Source organism: Terrisporobacter muris, from assembly GCF_024621905.1.
Taxonomy (GTDB): Bacteria; Bacillota; Clostridia; order Peptostreptococcales; family Peptostreptococcaceae; genus Terrisporobacter; species Terrisporobacter muris.
Window position 1 is genome coordinate 14,500 of sequence record NZ_JANKBY010000009.1, and the last position, 16,778, is coordinate 31,277.

16 protein-coding genes are annotated in these 16,778 nt (G+C 29.2%); 5 read left to right on the forward strand and 11 right to left on the reverse strand.

Annotation, left to right across the window (positions count from 1 at the left end):
• Positions 1 to 10: 10 nt before the first annotated feature.
• The 3 genes from rapZ to murB are packed head-to-tail and all read right to left on the reverse strand — an operon-like array spanning position 11 to position 2,521.
• A complete protein-coding gene (rapZ, locus tag NSA58_RS01565) occupies positions 11 to 868 on the reverse strand; it encodes an RNase adapter RapZ (RefSeq protein WP_039680384.1) in 858 nt (285 codons plus the stop codon).
• Positions 869 to 886: 18 nt separating this feature from the next.
• Complete coding sequence (locus tag NSA58_RS01570) at positions 887 to 1,603, reverse strand: PHP domain-containing protein (RefSeq protein ID WP_039680385.1); 717 nt, start codon at positions 1,601 to 1,603, stop codon at positions 887 to 889.
• 3 nt (positions 1,604 to 1,606) lie between these two features.
• Positions 1,607 to 2,521, reverse strand: coding sequence for a UDP-N-acetylmuramate dehydrogenase (gene murB, locus NSA58_RS01575; RefSeq protein WP_039680386.1), 915 nt, complete (start codon positions 2,519 to 2,521; stop codon positions 1,607 to 1,609).
• A gap of 570 nt (positions 2,522 to 3,091) precedes the next feature.
• Here murB and fdhF point away from each other — a divergent pair.
• From fdhF to NSA58_RS01595, 4 genes are read left to right on the forward strand one after another with little or no spacing between them, the layout of a single operon-like run.
• Positions 3,092 to 5,242, forward strand: coding sequence for a formate dehydrogenase subunit alpha (gene fdhF, locus NSA58_RS01580; protein WP_079764790.1), 2,151 nt, complete (start codon positions 3,092 to 3,094; stop codon positions 5,240 to 5,242).
• A 60-nt stretch (positions 5,243 to 5,302) separates the two neighbouring features.
• Positions 5,303 to 5,857 carry a 4Fe-4S dicluster domain-containing protein gene (locus NSA58_RS01585; protein ID WP_039680389.1) on the forward strand — a complete coding sequence of 185 codons (555 nt, stop codon included), beginning with the start codon at positions 5,303 to 5,305 and terminating at the stop codon, positions 5,855 to 5,857.
• 18 nt (positions 5,858 to 5,875) lie between these two features.
• The gene (locus NSA58_RS01590; protein ID WP_039680390.1) at positions 5,876 to 7,252 is read left to right on the forward strand and encodes a [FeFe] hydrogenase, group A; all 1,377 of its coding nucleotides are present in this window, start codon (positions 5,876 to 5,878) and stop codon (positions 7,250 to 7,252) included.
• On the forward strand, positions 7,253 to 7,798 hold the full coding sequence (locus NSA58_RS01595) for a 4Fe-4S dicluster domain-containing protein (protein ID WP_039680391.1): 546 nt from the start codon (positions 7,253 to 7,255) through the stop codon (positions 7,796 to 7,798).
• 80 nt (positions 7,799 to 7,878) lie between these two features.
• On the opposite strand, the gene NSA58_RS01600 is transcribed toward NSA58_RS01595, so the two are convergent.
• Positions 7,879 to 8,673, reverse strand: coding sequence for a formate/nitrite transporter family protein (locus NSA58_RS01600; protein ID WP_039680392.1), 795 nt, complete (start codon positions 8,671 to 8,673; stop codon positions 7,879 to 7,881).
• A gap of 250 nt (positions 8,674 to 8,923) precedes the next feature.
• Here NSA58_RS01600 and fdhD point away from each other — a divergent pair, with 250 nt between their 5' ends.
• Positions 8,924 to 9,721: a formate dehydrogenase accessory sulfurtransferase FdhD gene (gene fdhD / locus NSA58_RS01605; RefSeq protein WP_074429662.1), complete on the forward strand. Its 798-nt coding sequence runs from the start codon at positions 8,924 to 8,926 to the stop codon at positions 9,719 to 9,721.
• A gap of 93 nt (positions 9,722 to 9,814) precedes the next feature.
• Here the strand turns inward: fdhD and NSA58_RS01610 are convergent, their stop codons facing one another.
• From NSA58_RS01610 to NSA58_RS01640, 7 genes are all read right to left on the reverse strand, one after another.
• Entirely contained in the window at positions 9,815 to 11,716 is a 1,902-nt protein-coding gene (locus tag NSA58_RS01610) for a molybdopterin biosynthesis protein (protein WP_074429663.1), read from the reverse strand.
• Between the two features lie 16 nt (positions 11,717 to 11,732).
• Positions 11,733 to 12,956: a molybdopterin molybdotransferase MoeA gene (locus tag NSA58_RS01615; RefSeq protein WP_074429664.1), complete on the reverse strand. Its 1,224-nt coding sequence runs from the start codon at positions 12,954 to 12,956 to the stop codon at positions 11,733 to 11,735.
• Between the two features lie 18 nt (positions 12,957 to 12,974).
• On the reverse strand, positions 12,975 to 13,940 hold the full coding sequence (locus NSA58_RS01620; protein ID WP_074080068.1) for an aldehyde ferredoxin oxidoreductase N-terminal domain-containing protein: 966 nt from the start codon (positions 13,938 to 13,940) through the stop codon (positions 12,975 to 12,977).
• 106 nt (positions 13,941 to 14,046) lie between these two features.
• Entirely contained in the window at positions 14,047 to 14,892 is an 846-nt protein-coding gene (locus NSA58_RS01625) for a substrate-binding domain-containing protein (RefSeq protein ID WP_039680397.1), read from the reverse strand.
• Positions 14,893 to 14,964: 72 nt separating this feature from the next.
• Complete coding sequence (locus tag NSA58_RS01630) at positions 14,965 to 15,630, reverse strand: ABC transporter ATP-binding protein (RefSeq protein WP_039680398.1); 666 nt, start codon at positions 15,628 to 15,630, stop codon at positions 14,965 to 14,967.
• 14 nt (positions 15,631 to 15,644) lie between these two features.
• Complete coding sequence (locus NSA58_RS01635) at positions 15,645 to 16,286, reverse strand: ABC transporter permease (RefSeq protein WP_052233055.1); 642 nt, start codon at positions 16,284 to 16,286, stop codon at positions 15,645 to 15,647.
• Positions 16,287 to 16,366: 80 nt separating this feature from the next.
• Positions 16,367 to 16,714 carry a helix-turn-helix transcriptional regulator gene (locus NSA58_RS01640; protein WP_052233056.1) on the reverse strand — a complete coding sequence of 116 codons (348 nt, stop codon included), beginning with the start codon at positions 16,712 to 16,714 and terminating at the stop codon, positions 16,367 to 16,369.
• Positions 16,715 to 16,778: the final 64 nt, after the last annotated feature.

The following is a 16,778-nucleotide window of genomic DNA, read 5'->3' on the forward strand; positions in this document are numbered from 1 at the left end:
CTGCCTCCGCCTATCTTAGCATAAAATCTCTATGCTTCTTAACTACTCTATATCCCTGTTTCATTAGTTCATCGCTTATAAGATTACTTATTGTTACAGATCTATGTCTTCCACCTGTACATCCTATACTTATAACCAAATGGTGTTTACCTTCTTCGATATACTGCGGAACTAAAAAGTTAATCATATCTATTAATTTTTCATAAAATTGATGACTTATATCTGCATCCATAACATAGTCTCTAACTTCTTGGTCTTCACCTGTTTTACTTCTTAATTCATCAACATAATATGGATTGGGCAGGAATCTCACATCAAAAACTAAATCAGAATCTGAAGGTATTCCATGTTTAAATCCAAATGAAACTACAGATATAGTTAAGTTATTATTAACTTCTCCATGTGCATAAATTTTGCTTATTTCTTCCTTAAGGTCCTTAGGTTTCATATTAGACGTATCTATTATACAGTCCGCAATTTCTTTTAATGGTTCCAGTATTGTTCTTTCCATTTTTATACCTTCTGGTATCTGTCTATTAATTGCCAGAGGATGGTTTCTTCTTGTCATTTTATATCTTTTTAATAAAACATCATCAGCACAATCTAAGTACAGCACTTCAAAAGGATATTTATCTTTTCTTAAGGTATTTAAACTTTCATGTAATGCTTCGAAAAACTTTCTTCCTCTTACATCTATTCCTAATGCCACCTTGTCTATAGTTGAATTAGATTGATAACATAATTCAGCAAATTTAGGAATTAAAGTAGGTGGTAAGTTATCTACACAATAAAAGCCCATATCTTCTAAAGCTCTCATCGCTTCACTTTTTCCAGAACCAGAAAGTCCAGTAACTATTATAAACTTCATTTGTAAACTCCCTTTTTATCAAAATTTAATATTTTCTATTAATGATAAGTCAATTTTTGCTTCTTTAATAGTATTTAACGCTAAATCAAAGTTACCTACATTTTGTGGAATATGAGCATCAGAACCTACTATAAACATATTTTCTATATGCTCAATTTTTTTTAATTGATCTACATTTAAAAATTTGTGACTACTATTTATTTCTAACCTAGTGTTTGTTTCTTTTGCAACTTTTGCAACATCTTCTATATATACATCACCCTTGTCTCCAGGGTGTGTAATAACAAATATATCATTATTTTTCATAGCATTTATTATTGCCAGGGTATTATATTCTTTTGATTTATTTGACTTAAAAATATAATTATTAGCATGATTAAATAGACCTTTTAAATTTGTCGGCTTCGATCCAAAGTGATACCCTGCCATAACATAATCTAATACTGCTCCTATTTTATCATCATAATCAATATTTCCTTTATCATCTAATATATTACTTTCTACCCCTAATAGAATTTTAATCTTATTTTTATATTTTTCATTAAGAAAGTCTATTTCTTCTCTCATTTTAAATATACTATCTTTCTTAATTCCATAAGTTAAATGTCCATAGCTATGATCAGATATTCCAAGAGTTTCAATCCCTTTTGAAATAGCTACTTTCACATTATCTTCTATTGTTCCTTTACCATGACTATATATAGTGTGTGTATGATAATCAGCTAGAATTTTCATTTATTAGTCCTCTCCTAGAATTTTAACTTCTTCCTCTAACATTATACCAAATTTAGCATTTACTGTGCTTTTTACTATAAATATTAAATCTAATATATCTTTTGCTGTGGCATCTCCTGAATTGATTACGAATCCACAGTGTTTTTCTGATACTTGTGCACCTCTTAAGCTTAATCCTCTAAGTCCACAATCATCGATTAGTTTTCCTGCAAAATGACCTTCTGGTCTCTTGAAAGTACTTCCTGCACTTGGGAAGTTTAAAGGCTGTTTAGTTGATCTTCTATTAGAATAGTCAGCCATTATATCTTTAATTTCATCAAGGTCTCCTACTTTTAATTCCATTACCGCAGATAAAACTATATAGTTCTTCGTTGATAATATACTTTTTCTATACCCAAATTGCATTTCTTCATTCGATAATTCAAATATATTTCCATCCATATCCATAAGTCTTACACTTTTAACTACTTGTTTCATTTCTCCACCATAGGCACCTGCATTCATTGCTAATGCTCCTCCTAAAGTACCTGGTATTCCTGCTGCAAATTCAAATCCTGTTAATGAACTTTTCATTACATTTCTTCCTAATACAGCAAGTAATGCTCCACTTTGAGCCTTTACTATTGTTCCATCTATTTCAAAATTATTAAAGTTATCTGATAATTCTATAACTATACCTCTTATACCTCCATCTTTTACAAGAAGATTTGAGCCATTTCCTATAACTAAAAATGGTATATTTTCTTTTTTAACAAACTTTATAATTTGACTTAATTCCTCTTCTGTTTTTGGCTTAACTAAAAAGTCTGCTGGTCCTCCAACTTTGAATGAAATATGTTTTTTCATAGGCTCATCAACCTTTATACATTCTTCATCTAATATATTTAATAACTCTCTATATATAAATTCCTTATTCATTTATTTTCCTCCCAAATCATTAGCTTTATTAATCAATAATTGACTTTATCTTACAAATATTTACATAGCATCAAGCTATACGTTTTATCCTTACTTTTAGTATATGCTTTTACTTAAAAAAGGATAAATTTTAATCATAAAATGATTTTACCACATATCTTTATAATATTTAATGAAAATTTCTTAAATACCAAGTACTAAACAAGCGTCTTGATTTTCTACTATATAAGCCTTGCTCTTTTTATAAAATAAATCATAATCTCATTTAATATTTAAATTTACAATTTGTAAGTCTAATAAAAACAATATTGTGCTAAGTTCTAATTAAAATTAATTTTACATTTCTTAAAGTTGAATCTGGAAAAAATAGGTGATACAATTAAATTAGCATATTTTAACATTGCTATATATAAGATTAATTTAATTGATAAATTTTAATTCATACATCATAAAAAGTCTTCATCATTTTTACTTAATATTTAAGTTTACTAGTTTGCTCAATATTTTCATTAATATTGAGCAAATATTATATTTATCAGTAAAGTATTTTAAAATAAGGGGGATAAACTCATGGAAAAAGAAGTTTTAACCACTTGTCCTTACTGTGGTGCTGGATGCCAATTCTATCTAGTTGTTGATGAAGAAAAAAATCAAATCATAAAAAGCAAACCTGCCCAAGGAAGAACAAATGAAAGTACACTATGCCTTAAGGGACATTATGGATGGGATTTTCTAAATGATCCACAAATTTTAACTCCACGACTTACTAAACCTTTAATCAGAAGAAATGGAGTTTTAGAAGAAGTTGAATGGGATGAAGCCATATCTTATACAGCTTCCAGACTAAAAGACATAAAGGAAAAATATGGCCCAGATTCAATAATGGGAACTGGTTCTGCCAGGGGACCAGGTAATGAAGCTAACTATATTATGCAAAAATTTATGAGGGCTGCAGTAGGTACTAATAATGTAGACCACTGCGCCCGTGTTTGACATGCCCCATCTGTAGCCGGTTTGGCTTACTCATTAGGTAGTGGTGCAATGTCTAACTCTATACCTGAAATTGAAGATGCAAATTTATTACTTGTATTCGGATATAATGGTGCCGATTCTCACCCTATAGTTGCAAGAAGAATTGTTAGAGCAAAAGAAAAAGGAGCTAAAATAATAACTGTTGACCCTAGAGTTACAGAAACTGCAAGAATCTCTGATATGCATTTAGCTTTAAAAGGTGGAACTAATATGATTTTAGTTAATGCCTTTGGTAATGTTTTAATAAATGAAAATCTATATGACAAAGACTTCGTAGCAAATCATACTGACAATTTTGAAGAATATAAAAAAATTGTCGCTCCTTATACTCCTGAATATGCAGAAAAATATACTAATATATCAGCTGACGCCATAAGACAAGCCATGAGAGAATATGCAAAGGCAAAAGATTCTATGATTCTATACGGCATGGGTGTTTGTCAATTCTCACAAGCTGTTGATGTAGTTAAAGGTTTAGCTTCTTTGGCTTTACTTACAGGAAACCTAGGAAGACCAAATGTTGGTATTGGACCAGTTCGTGGTCAAAACAATGTTCAAGGCGCTTGTGATATGGGTGCTCTTCCAGATGTTTATCCAGGTTATCAAAAAGTTACTAATCCTCAAATCAGAGAAAAATTCGAAAAAGCTTGGGGTGTTACCCTTCCATCTGAAATAGGTGTTAAATTAACTGAAGTTCCACATGCTGTTTTAGAAGAAAATAAAATAAAGGCTTACTATATATTTGGTGAGGATCCTGTTCAAAGTGATCCAGATGCAGGTGAAGTAAGGGAGGCTTTGGATGCTTGTGAATTTGTCGTTGTACAAGATATATTTATGAACAAAACTGCTCTTCATGCAGATGTTATTTTGCCTGCCACATCTTGGGGTGAACACGATGGTGTTTATTCTTGTGCTGATAGAGGTTTCCAAAGAATTAGAAAAGCTGTAGAACCTAAAGGTGACGTAAAAACTGACTGGGATATTATATGTAGAGTTTCTACTGCCATGGGATATCCTATGAGTTACAATAACACAAAAGAAATTTGGGATGAAATGAGAAGTTTAACTCCTAGCTTCTTCGGTGCAACTTACGAAAAAATAGAAAAACTAGGTTGTGTTCAGTGGCCATGTAGAAGTGAATCTGATGAAGATAAAGGATCTATGTTCCTTCACAAAGATGGTAATTTCTCTACTGATAACGGTAGAGGTAAATTATTTGCAACTGAATGGAGACCTCCTTATGAAATAGAAGATGATGAATATCCTTTTAGTTTATCAACTGTAAGAGAAGTTGGACATTACTCTGTTAGAACAATGACTGGTAACTGTAGAACTCTTTCTCAATTGGAGGATGAACCTGGGTATTTACAAATTAATTATAAAGATGCACAAAAACTTGGTATTACAGATAATGAGATAATTAGAGTAAGTTCTAGAAGAGGTAGTGTATTAACAAGAGCTTTAGTAACAGATAGAGTTCAAGAAGGAGCTACTTATATGACTTATCAATGGTGGGTAGGTGCTTGTAATGAACTTACAATATCTAGTCTTGACCCTATTTCAAAAACTCCAGAATATAAATATTGTGCTGTTAAAGTAGAAAAAATAGAAGATCAAAACTATGCTGAAGAATGCGTAAAAAATACTTATAAAGATTTAAAAGTCAAAATGGGTGTTAAAAATATCTAATCAAGGAGACATTCAATCTAAATTTTAATGAATTATTATATTAAAGAAAGGTGAAATAGTATGAAAAATAAATTAGGCTCATTTGTAATTGCTGACTCTAGTAAATGTACTGGTTGTAGAGCTTGTGAAGTAGCTTGTTTTACTACTCACACAAAAAAAAGTAACTCTGTAAGCTATACAGTCGGTACTGTAGAGATTCCTGTAATTCCAAGACTTTATTTAGTTAAAGATGATGATATTTGTATGCCAATACAATGTAGACATTGTGAGGATGCTCCTTGTTTAAATATCTGCGCTGTAAAAGCAATCTCAAGAGTTGATGGTATTGTAATTGTTGATGATGATAAATGTATAGGATGTAAAACTTGCTTACTTGCATGTCCTTTTGGAGCTATCGACTTATTAGCCCAATTTAAAGATAATAAACCTGTTGAGCAAATTGCAATAAATGAAAGCAAAAAAATAGCTTATAAATGTGATTTATGCAAAGATAATGACAAAATAGCTTGTGTAAATGCATGTCCTAATGAAGCTTTAAGACTTGTTACTCCTCTTGAAGATAAAAAAGAGAAAAACATTAAAGCTGCTTTAAATTTATTGTCAGCTACTAAATAGGATAAGGGGGATAAAAGTATGATAGTTAGTATAGATAAAGATTTATGTACAGGATGTCAAGAATGTGTAAAAGTATGTCCTGCCTTTGCAATTGAAGGAGAAGCTGGCAAGCCACAAAAAATAAATGAAGACCGTTGTGTAGTTTGTGGTCAGTGCGTTCAGGTTTGTAAGTCTTATGCCTCTATTATTGATCATGGTGAAGAACTTATAGAAAATAAAAAATCTGAAAGAAAGTTGCCTGAAATAATTAATGAACCTCTATTTGCTGCAAATAATGTATGTGATGTGGATAGAGTAAAAGAAGCTTTAAAAGATTCTAGTAAAATAACTATGGTTCAATGTGCCCCTGCTGTTAGAGTGGCTCTTGGTGAAGACTTTGGAATGGAATTAGGTTCTTTAACTCCAGGTAAAATGGCTGCTGCGTTAAAAGCTCTTAAATTTGATAAGGTTTATGATACAAACTTTGCAGCAGACTTAACTATTATGGAAGAAGGAAATGAGTTAATTAAAAGAGTTACAACTGGCGGAACTTTACCAATGTTCACATCTTGTTGTCCTGCTTGGGTTAAGTTTTTAGAAGATAATTATCCTGAGTTAACAGACCACTTATCTACTTGTAAATCGCCACAGCAAATGGCTGGTGCTGTTTTCAAAACTTATGGAGCAGAAATTAATAATATTGAAGCAAAAGATATTTATAGTGTTTCTATTATGCCTTGTACATGTAAGAAATTTGAATGTGATAGACCAGAAATGAAATCTAGCGGATACAGAGATGTTGATGTTGTTTTAACTACTAGAGAGTTAGCATACTTAATAAAAGATGCTGGTATTAATTTTAATACTCTCGAAGAAAGTGAGTTTGAAACTCCTTTAGGAATATACACTGGTGCTGGTACTATATTTGGTGTTACTGGTGGTGTTATGGAAGCTGCTCTTCGTACTGGTTACGAAGTTATAACTGGAGATAAAATTCCAAGTATAGATATACCTGCAGTTAGAGGATCAGAAAGTTTCAGAACTGCAGAAATAAAAATTGGAGATTTAACATTGAATGTCGGTATTGTTACAGGACTTAAAAATGTTGTCCCTGTTTTAGAAGATTTAAAGGCTGGTAAACTAAACCTAGATTTTATAGAGGTCATGACTTGCCCTGTAGGATGTGTAAGTGGTGGTGGTCAACCTAAGTTATTATTAGAAGAGTATAGAGAATTAGCTTATAAAAATAGAGCAGATGCTACTTATAATCATGATAAAAACTTACCTCTTAGAAAATCTCATGAAAATCCAGAAATAACTAAGATATATGAGGATTTCTTGAAAGAGCCTTTAGGAAGTGTGTCTCATCATTTACTACACACTAAATATTGTATAGGAAAGGAAGTGGCTAACTAAATGAATTATTTTGTTATAGCCGACCCACTAAAGTGTATCGGATGTAGAACTTGTATGATAGCTTGTGTAGTTGAACACAGCAATAAAGATATATTCTATCAAGATCCAAAAGATATAAATTTTAATCCAAAATTAGAAGTGGTAAAAAATGCTCAAGTCAGTGCTCCTATACAATGTAGACAGTGTGAAGATGCTCCTTGTGCAAAAGCTTGTCCTCATAATGCTCTTACAAAAGAAGATAATTCCATAGTTGTTAATGAGGAAAAATGTATCGGATGTAAAAACTGCATGTTAGCATGTCCTTTTGGTGCCATTAATTTAAATGACACAGAAAAAGGAAAACTAGTTAATTTAGAAAATATTCCAAATGATAAATTATTTTGTATAGAAAAAATGGTAGCTAATAAGTGTGACCTTTGTAAAAATTCAGATGAAGGCCCTGCTTGTGTAAGAGTATGCCCAACCTCTGCATTTAAAATTGTAACAGAGGAGGATTTGTCTCAATCTATAAAAAATAAAAGAAAATCTGCCACTATCAAATTATAATATAATTTTTTCCATAAATAAAAAATACTACCTTTCTTAATTTAAAGGTAGTATTTTTATATCTTAAATTATATTTTTATTTATGACTGTTGTTTAGAAACTTGCTTTTCTTCTTTTAAGTATGAGTTTTGGTACAAGAATGGTATTATTATAGCTCCTCCAAGTATATTACCTATTGTTACAAATACTAAATTTTTTATTAATGCAGCCATAGTAACCTTAGCTCCTAATAACATTCCCATTGGTATAAAGAACATGTTTGCCACGCTATGCTCAAATCCGCATAGTACAAATAGCATTATTGGGAACCAACAAGCAAACAATTTTGATATTACATCTTGAGCAGATGCTGCAATCCATACTGCTAGTACAACTAAAATATTACACATTATTCCCCTAAATATTAATGCCATAATATCTAAAGATGCTTTACTCTCAGCTATTGCTATAGCTTTTGTTCCTGCATCTCCACCTAAAACACCACCATAAAATACTATTAGTGCTAAAAATACAGATCCAACTAGGTTAGCTACCCATACGACTCCCCAGTTTCTAAACATTTGTGATAAAGTAATTTTTTTGTTCATAACAGCTAATGTCATTAAGTTGTTTCCAGTAAATAATTCTGCTCCTGCAACAACTACTAATATAAGTCCAACAGGGAAAACTGCTGCACCAGCAAACTTAGCCAAACCTGGGTCTATATTACCTAAAGTTTGACTTATTATTGTGTTAGCCAGTCCCCCAAATCCTATGTACATGCCTGCTAAAATACCTAAATAAATCATTGCTGATGTTTTTAAGTTGGCTTTCCCAACTCCAACATTTACCATTGCATTAGCTATTTCCTTGGGTGTCAAAAATCTTTTTTCCATAAAAGTAACCCCCTCTTACAAGTTTATTGCCTTATATTAATTATAGCAATATTTAACAGAAATAATTAGTTTTCGAACATGTATACATTATTCTTAATGCCAAAATAAGTTCTTAATATTTTTTATTATATGAGCCTATAACAAAAATAAAACTGATACAATTAAAGTATTATATAAGTGACACAATATAATTTTTCTCTACATTTATCTATATCTTATATTTATATATTTCTTATTTGGAGGTTTTTTAATGACAAATTTCAACGAAAAAAATAATAATTATTTGGCTAATTATGAATACGATTATTCTTTTGAATTCCCTTTGATAAGGGTAAATCATTTAGACAGTACTAAAATTAGCGATACGGTTGTTGCAGAATTTCCACTCGGGTTAGTTATTAATGGAAAATACGAAAACACCTTTTTATGTTCTCCTTATAAACTAAAAGAATTAGTTGTTGGATATTTATGTTCTAGAAATTTGATTAGTCGTAAAGAAGATATTTTAAACTTTGAAATAAATCATGGTAAAAAAATTGCTTATGTAAACATCGATGAGCCTATAGTTAATGATGATGAAAATACCCTTTATCTAAATGACTATGATTTTCTAAAAACTAATCCTATTTGTAATGATAATTTAAAAATAAGCGTCAGTAGCATATATGAGACAATGGAAAATAATCTAAATTTTTCTCAACTATTCAAAAATACTGCTGGTGTTCATTGTATTGGTATTTATGAAAATAATAAACTAGTAATTGCTTGTGAAGATGTGGCTAGACATAATGCCATGGATAAAGCCATAGGCCACTGTATATTAAACGATATTCCACTTGATAATAAAGTTATATTTGTCAGTGGTAGACTTTCTTTTGAAATGGTAAAAAAAGCTGCGAGAGTCAAGGTACCAGTCATTGTCGCTAAATCTGCTACTACAAGTTTAGTAATAGAAACTGCTCAAAAATTAAATATTACTTTAGTAGGCTTTGTTCGAGGCAAAAAAATGAATATTTATACTAATCCCCATAGAATATTGTTCGAATAAAATAAAGAAGGACTGTATTCTTATGAATAATCAGTCCTTCTTTATTTCATAATGAAAATATACTCATGTATTTTTATCATGCAATTATAAGTATTATTTTATATAAACTACTTCTCCCATATTTTCTAAATTATATCCCCCTAAACTTTTAACTTTGTTTATAAAAGATTCTTTATTTATTGTACATAATAGGGAATTTATATATTCACTATTTAACATATCTTTTTTCAATAATAAATCATACTCTTCTTCACAAATTGGTATAAAATCTAAATCAAAAATATGAGCTGCAGAGTATACCCCAAGTCCACAGTCTGCATCTCCATTTTCTATAGCTTTTGCTAAAGACATGTGAGTAAACTCTTCCCTTTCATAACCGTTAATATCATCCTTATTAATATTATTTTTCTTTAGAAGATAATCAAATAAAATTCTTGTTCCTGATCCCTTTTGTCTGTTTATATATCTCACATTAATTAAGTCATTTACTGACTTAATATTTAATGGATTCCCTTTCTTTACTATTATTCCTTGTGTTCTTTTTACTAATTTAATTAAAGCTACATCTTCTTCTACGTATTTATTTATAAACGGTATATTATAAGTTTCACTTTCAACGTCAAATAAATGTATTGGTGCTATATGGCTTTCACCTTTTATTATTGATAATAAACCTTGGAAACTACCTACATGAGTAGAGCTTAAATGAACTTTACCAAAAGACTCTTTAATTAATTCATCATTAATAATATCCATAACTATATCATGACTTCCTATAGATATAATAGTATTATTTATTTCACTTATATCTTTTAATAATTCTATATCTACCTTTTCTCCTTCGTTTATACCTTCTACATTTTGAGGAATCCTTATAACACCATCTGCATTTACCAAAGTTGTTATAGTACCTGCACCTCTTTTTATTGGAGTTGCTACATATTTATTATTAATTAGCCCTAACTTTACTCTAACAAATTCTTCATATTTTAAAGTACTCATAACTCTTTTACTTAATGTTGCTTCAATTTTTTCCTTTTCCTTAACTTCTTTATATATAGATTTCCTAATTACTGGCTTTACGATATTTTCCATAACTACCCACGCAGAAACTGGATATCCTGGTATTCCAACTACAGCTTTATTATTTATTTTACCTAAAATAGCAGGCTTACCTGGTTTTATTGCTAGGCCATGAATACAAACTTCACCAAGCTCTTCAATTATGTCATAAGTAAAATCTTCTCTTCCTTGAGATGATCCTGCATTAATAAGAACCATGTCACATTCTTCTAGTGCTCTTAATACACTAGTTTTTATCTTTTCATAATTATCTTCTACTATAGGATATATAATTGGAACTGCTTCATATTCTAGTATTAATCCTTCAAACAGTCTAGAATTAAACTCTATTATATCTCCAATTTTAGGAGTTTCATGTCTATCGATTAGTTCAGTCCCTGTAGGGATTATTCCTACTTTAAACTCTTTAAATACTTGTATTTTATCTATCTTACCACTTATCATTGAACCAATATCTTGTGGTCTTATTGTATGAAAAGATGGAATAATCATTTCTTTTTCTACCACATCTTCACCTAGGCATCTTATATGTTGCCAAGGTATAGCAGGCTTAATTATTTTCACACTATTATCTTCTTTTTCTAGTAAATCTTCAACCATGATTACTGCGTCAAATTCCTTTGGTATAGGGTCGCCTGTATCAACTACTATGTAATCTTTACTTTCTTCCAGCATAATCATATTTTGTTCATTTGCTAAAAATGTTGATTCAGCTTTTACTGCTATTCCATCCATTGCTGAACAGTTATAAAAAGGCGCAGATAAATTTGAATAAATCGCTTCACTACTCATTCTATTAAGTGATTTTTCTACATCAATGTACTCCGTATCTCTAACTTTATTGATATCTAAGAACTTACAATATTTTTCTATTCCTTCTTGTAAAGGTATATTTGATAAATATTTCCCCATGATACTCCCCCTTTAATTAAAATAAATTCACTTTTACAATTTCACCCTTATGTATACCTTCTAATTCTCTATCTATCTTCAAATATCCATCGCAATTTGCAAAATGTTTAATCACGCTTGATTTTGCAAATATTGGTACGCATATTATTTTTCCACTTTCTTCTTTTATATCTACAGCTATATATTCTTCTCTTCCTTTTGATTTATGATAATTGTAAGCAAACTCACATAAAATAATCCTATTATCCTTCTTAGCATTAAACAAAGATAATATAAATGGCTTAACTATAGCTTCTACAACGAATCCACATGAAAGCGGATGACCCGGTAAACCTAATATTAATTTATCATTAACACTTGCTACTATTGTAGGCTTTCCTGGCTTTATCGCAATCCCTTCTATTAATACTTTACTATTTTCAAATGATTCAATTGCCCTTATAGTTTCATCTTTTTTCCCAACAGAGCTACCACCGGATATTAATACCATATCACATTCATTTATAGCCTTATCCATTAATTCTATTATTTCTTCTAAGTTATCTTTTGCAGGAGGGTAAATTATAGGTTCACATGAAATTTTACTTAATTGCCCATAAAGCATATAAGAGTTAATGTCTTTTATTTTTGCATCTCTTATCCCCTCATCTAGATCTAATATTTCATCACCGGTAGAGATTATACCTACAACTACTTTTTTATAGACTGGTATACTATTTATATTCGCTCCTGCTAATACACCTATATCCCTTTCATTTATAAGATGTCCTTTTTCATAAATTCTTTCTTTTTCTTTTATATCCTCACCTATCTCCACAATATTATCATTTAACGATACACCCTTCTCAATTAATACAGTATCCTCACCTAGCTTTTCAGCATACTCTATCATAACTACACCTTCAGCATTAACCGGCACCATTCCACCAGTAGGTACATATACAGCTTCTTCTGAGTCTAATATTTTGTTACATATTTCCCCCATATAACTTTCTCCTATTAAATTCAACGGTACTGGATTTGATTCACTTGCTAAAAAAACATCCTTTGCTAATACTGCATATCCATCTACTAAAGACTTCCTAAAATGTGGAACATTAATTTCTGATTCTATATCTTGACTAACATATCTATTTACACTATTAAAAAAACTAACTTTTTCCTCACTTAATTTAAATGAAAAGTTTTCTTTCATTACATTAAGCGCCTCTTTAGTGCTTACTACATCAAATAGCTTCATATTCCTCTCCCTTAAACTTTAATTTTCAACTAATTTAATTAATTCTTCTAATTCTTTTTTTGTTAGTATATCTTTATTTATTAAAAATCTACAAAACCCTAATTTATCGAATATATTTTCTTCTTTTTTAGTTACCTTTTTTGAATTATGATCTATTTTATATTCATTTGGATTTTTAATTATATTATCAGCTAATTTATAAATATCTTCTTCACCATCAAAAAATTTTGTAAATGTAATACTATCCATACCATACTCATTACAAACATTATCAATTACTTCAGCTCTTTTATTGTCTATTCCCCTCTTTGTCAATTTTTGTATTGATGTACTTTTGCAGTTTATATTACATCCATAGCAGTTATTTTCATCCAAAAAATATGAATTTAAATCATCTTTGTTTAATCTATCATTTATTTTTTCATTAATATTATTTAAAATAATTTCATCATGTGAATTCAAAGATTCTTGTTTTTTTACCACAATAGCTTTAAGATTTTTCTCTCCCATAATTTTACCTAAACCATCTTTACCACAAGATTTTTTTTCTCCAAACATTATTTTAGAAAAATCTAGTTTATGAGCCCCTGCTGTAGATATACTAGACATCTCTATATTTTCTTCTCCCAATATTTTCTTTATAACATCTTTGCTATCTTTATAACTCATAAAAAAGATTTCTTCAGCATCATAAATTTTGACCGAGTTCTTATTAAGATAAATAAACACAGGCATATCTGATTTTCCTTTAATCCTAATTAAATCATAGTTATTACATTTTAAATAATGAGAAAAATAACCACCAGCCTTTGATTTTATATTTTTTGTACAGACTTCAATTCTATTAACACCAATAATTTGATATCCACTTAATAAAGATGTAGAAAAGATTAAATCATCATTTTCACTAGTTATGTCATCATTTTCTATATAACTTGTATTTATTTCTTTAGATTCTAAATTTACTGTTAATTGTCTTTTCAAATAACTACCTCCACAAAGATTTAGCATAATTATAATATTCTACTTTTATTTAAAAAAACCTTGTCTCTAAATGTAGAAATTTAAAGACAAGGCTCGTAATCATATATTATTCAAATACAAAGAATAAAGGTTCTCCATATTCTTTAACTCCATATTCTTTTATTTGATTTTGTATATCTTCTGATTTATAGTACTCCACTAATTTATTTGTTATTCCTTCTTTATCTTTATCTAAATCACTTATTGTTACAATACTATAAACATTTTTCAAGCTATCATCAGCATCTTTTACTACTTCTAAATCTAAGTTATCTCTAGTTGCTAAAAAAGTACCTATATCAGTTAAGCAATATGCTTTCATTTCACTTGCCATTTGTAAAGTAGCTGCCATTCCTTTACCTACTTCATTATAGTTTTCAAAATCATTTTTTGATCCACTTTCTTCCCATAAACTTTTTTCTTTAGTATGAGTTCCTGATTCATCTCCCCTAGATGTAAATACTAAATTATTATCACTTATGTATTTGAATGCTTGTGAAGCGCTTAATTTAGATATTTTTTCATTATTTGGATCATCTTTTGGCCCAACTATTATAAAGTAATTATACATTATTTCAGTTCTATCAATTCCATATCCTTCTTTTATAAAATCCTCTTCTTTTTGTTTAGCATGTACAAATAATATGTCTGCATCTTTTGATTTCCCAAGTTCTAAGGCCTCTCCTGTACCTTTTGCTACAACATTTACTTTCACTCCATTTTCTTCTTCAAAACCTTTTAATGTCTCAGCTAAAAATCCTGTATCATCTAAACTTGTTGTTGTTACTAATGTTAATTCTTGTGCTGTAGATGCTTCATCTTTATTTTTATCATCAGTACTCGTAGAAGAACACCCTACCATAGAAATAGAAATCATTACCGCCGTAATAATACTTATAATACCCTTCTTCATCAAAACTCCCCCTTAAATTAAAAATTTTATCTATAGAAAAATTATAAAAATTTGTCTATCTAGTAAATTTAACTACATAATCTTATCAAAAAATTCTACTGGGTTATATATTCCAATTAAATTCAAATTTTCCATAAATATAATTTTTTCTCCAATTTTTCTTGCTTGTATAAAATCATGTGTAACTAGTACAATAGCTCGATTTTCTTTTTTTAGCTGTCTAATTTTTTTTTCTACAAGTTCTCTCGTTTCAAAGTCTAAACTTGCCATGGGCTCATCCAATAAAATATAATCTTTATTCAATAATAAGGTTCTTATAAATTGAGCTTTTGCTTGTTCTCCTCCAGAGAGCTTTCTAACATCTACATTTAGTTTATTTTCTAATTTAAACTCACTTATTAAATCTTTTAATTGATTTCTATTTAATAAATTTTTATTGCTACTATATTTGTAAATATAATTAAAATTTTCTTCCAAAGTTCCTCTTAAAAAACAAGGTTTTTGAGGGTTATATGCTATATAATTTTGACATATTTCCGATGAAAAACCATTTGATTCTATATCTATTTCTCCATTATCATGACTTGTTAGATTATATAGTATTTTTAATAAAGTACTCTTACCACTTCCATTATGACCTAAGATAGTGTAAATACATCCTTTTTCAATTTCTAAACTATCTATTTTTAATGGTTTCTGATATTTAATTTGTTTTTCTATATTTTTTATTTTTATCATAAATCCGCTCCAAGTTATTCATCTCGTTGTAATCTTCTAATAAAATAAGTCGATACAAATGAAATAGATATTAGTATTGCTGCTATCATTAAAGATTCATCAAAATTTCCCATTGATGTAGACTGTGCTATATAAGTGGTCATAACCCTTGTTTTTCCTCTTATATTGCCTCCTACTAACATTACCGCTCCTACTTCTGATATTCCCCTACCAAAAGTCGCTATAATAACAGTTATTATATGATATCTTATTTCTCTTATAAAAATAAGAATAGTATCTTTTTTACCAACCTGAAGTATTTTGCATGTATCTAATATCTCTTTACCAAATTTATTTAAACAGTCTAGTGTTAAACTCATACAAATGGGAATTAATAAAAAAACTTGAGCTACTATCATTGCTTGCGATGTAAACAGTAATTGAAATTTTCCTAAAAGGCCTTGTCTTGATAACAATATAAATACTATTAACCCCATAATAACTGGAGGAGTACTCATTAATGAATTTACTATCGTAGTAATAGTTTTCTTAAAAGGAAAATTATTTAAATATATAATTATACTAAAAAAAACCCCAACTATAGTAGCTATACATGTTGCTATTACGGTGACATACAATGATCTAGTTACAATTTCAATTACTTCAATAACTTCCATTATGATATCCTCTCCTGATTATAAAATAGTAGTAATATAATTATAACACTATCTTTTGATGTCCCAAACATTATCATACATTATTTACCATTTTTATTTATTTTTATATATTCCAATGGAGTTATTCCATAAATTTTTATAAAACTTTTATTTAAATGACTCAAATCATAAAACTCATATTTACTTACTAATGTATTAATATCAAGACCATTATACAAATCATTCCTTATATTTTCAATTTTACAATCTAAGATATATCTATAAGGTGTTATCCCAGTCTCCTTTTTAAATATGCGTAGAAAGTAAAATTTAGATAAGTGTACATTCTCACAAAGTTCCTCAATTGTTAGTTTCCTTTTTATATTGTCATTTATATACTTTATGGATTTAGTGACATATGGATTACTATAAAATTTACTATCTGGCATGATTTAAATTTATACCCCTTCCTTAAAATAGTGAAAGTTGCTAAATCCATTAGTCTTAACTATA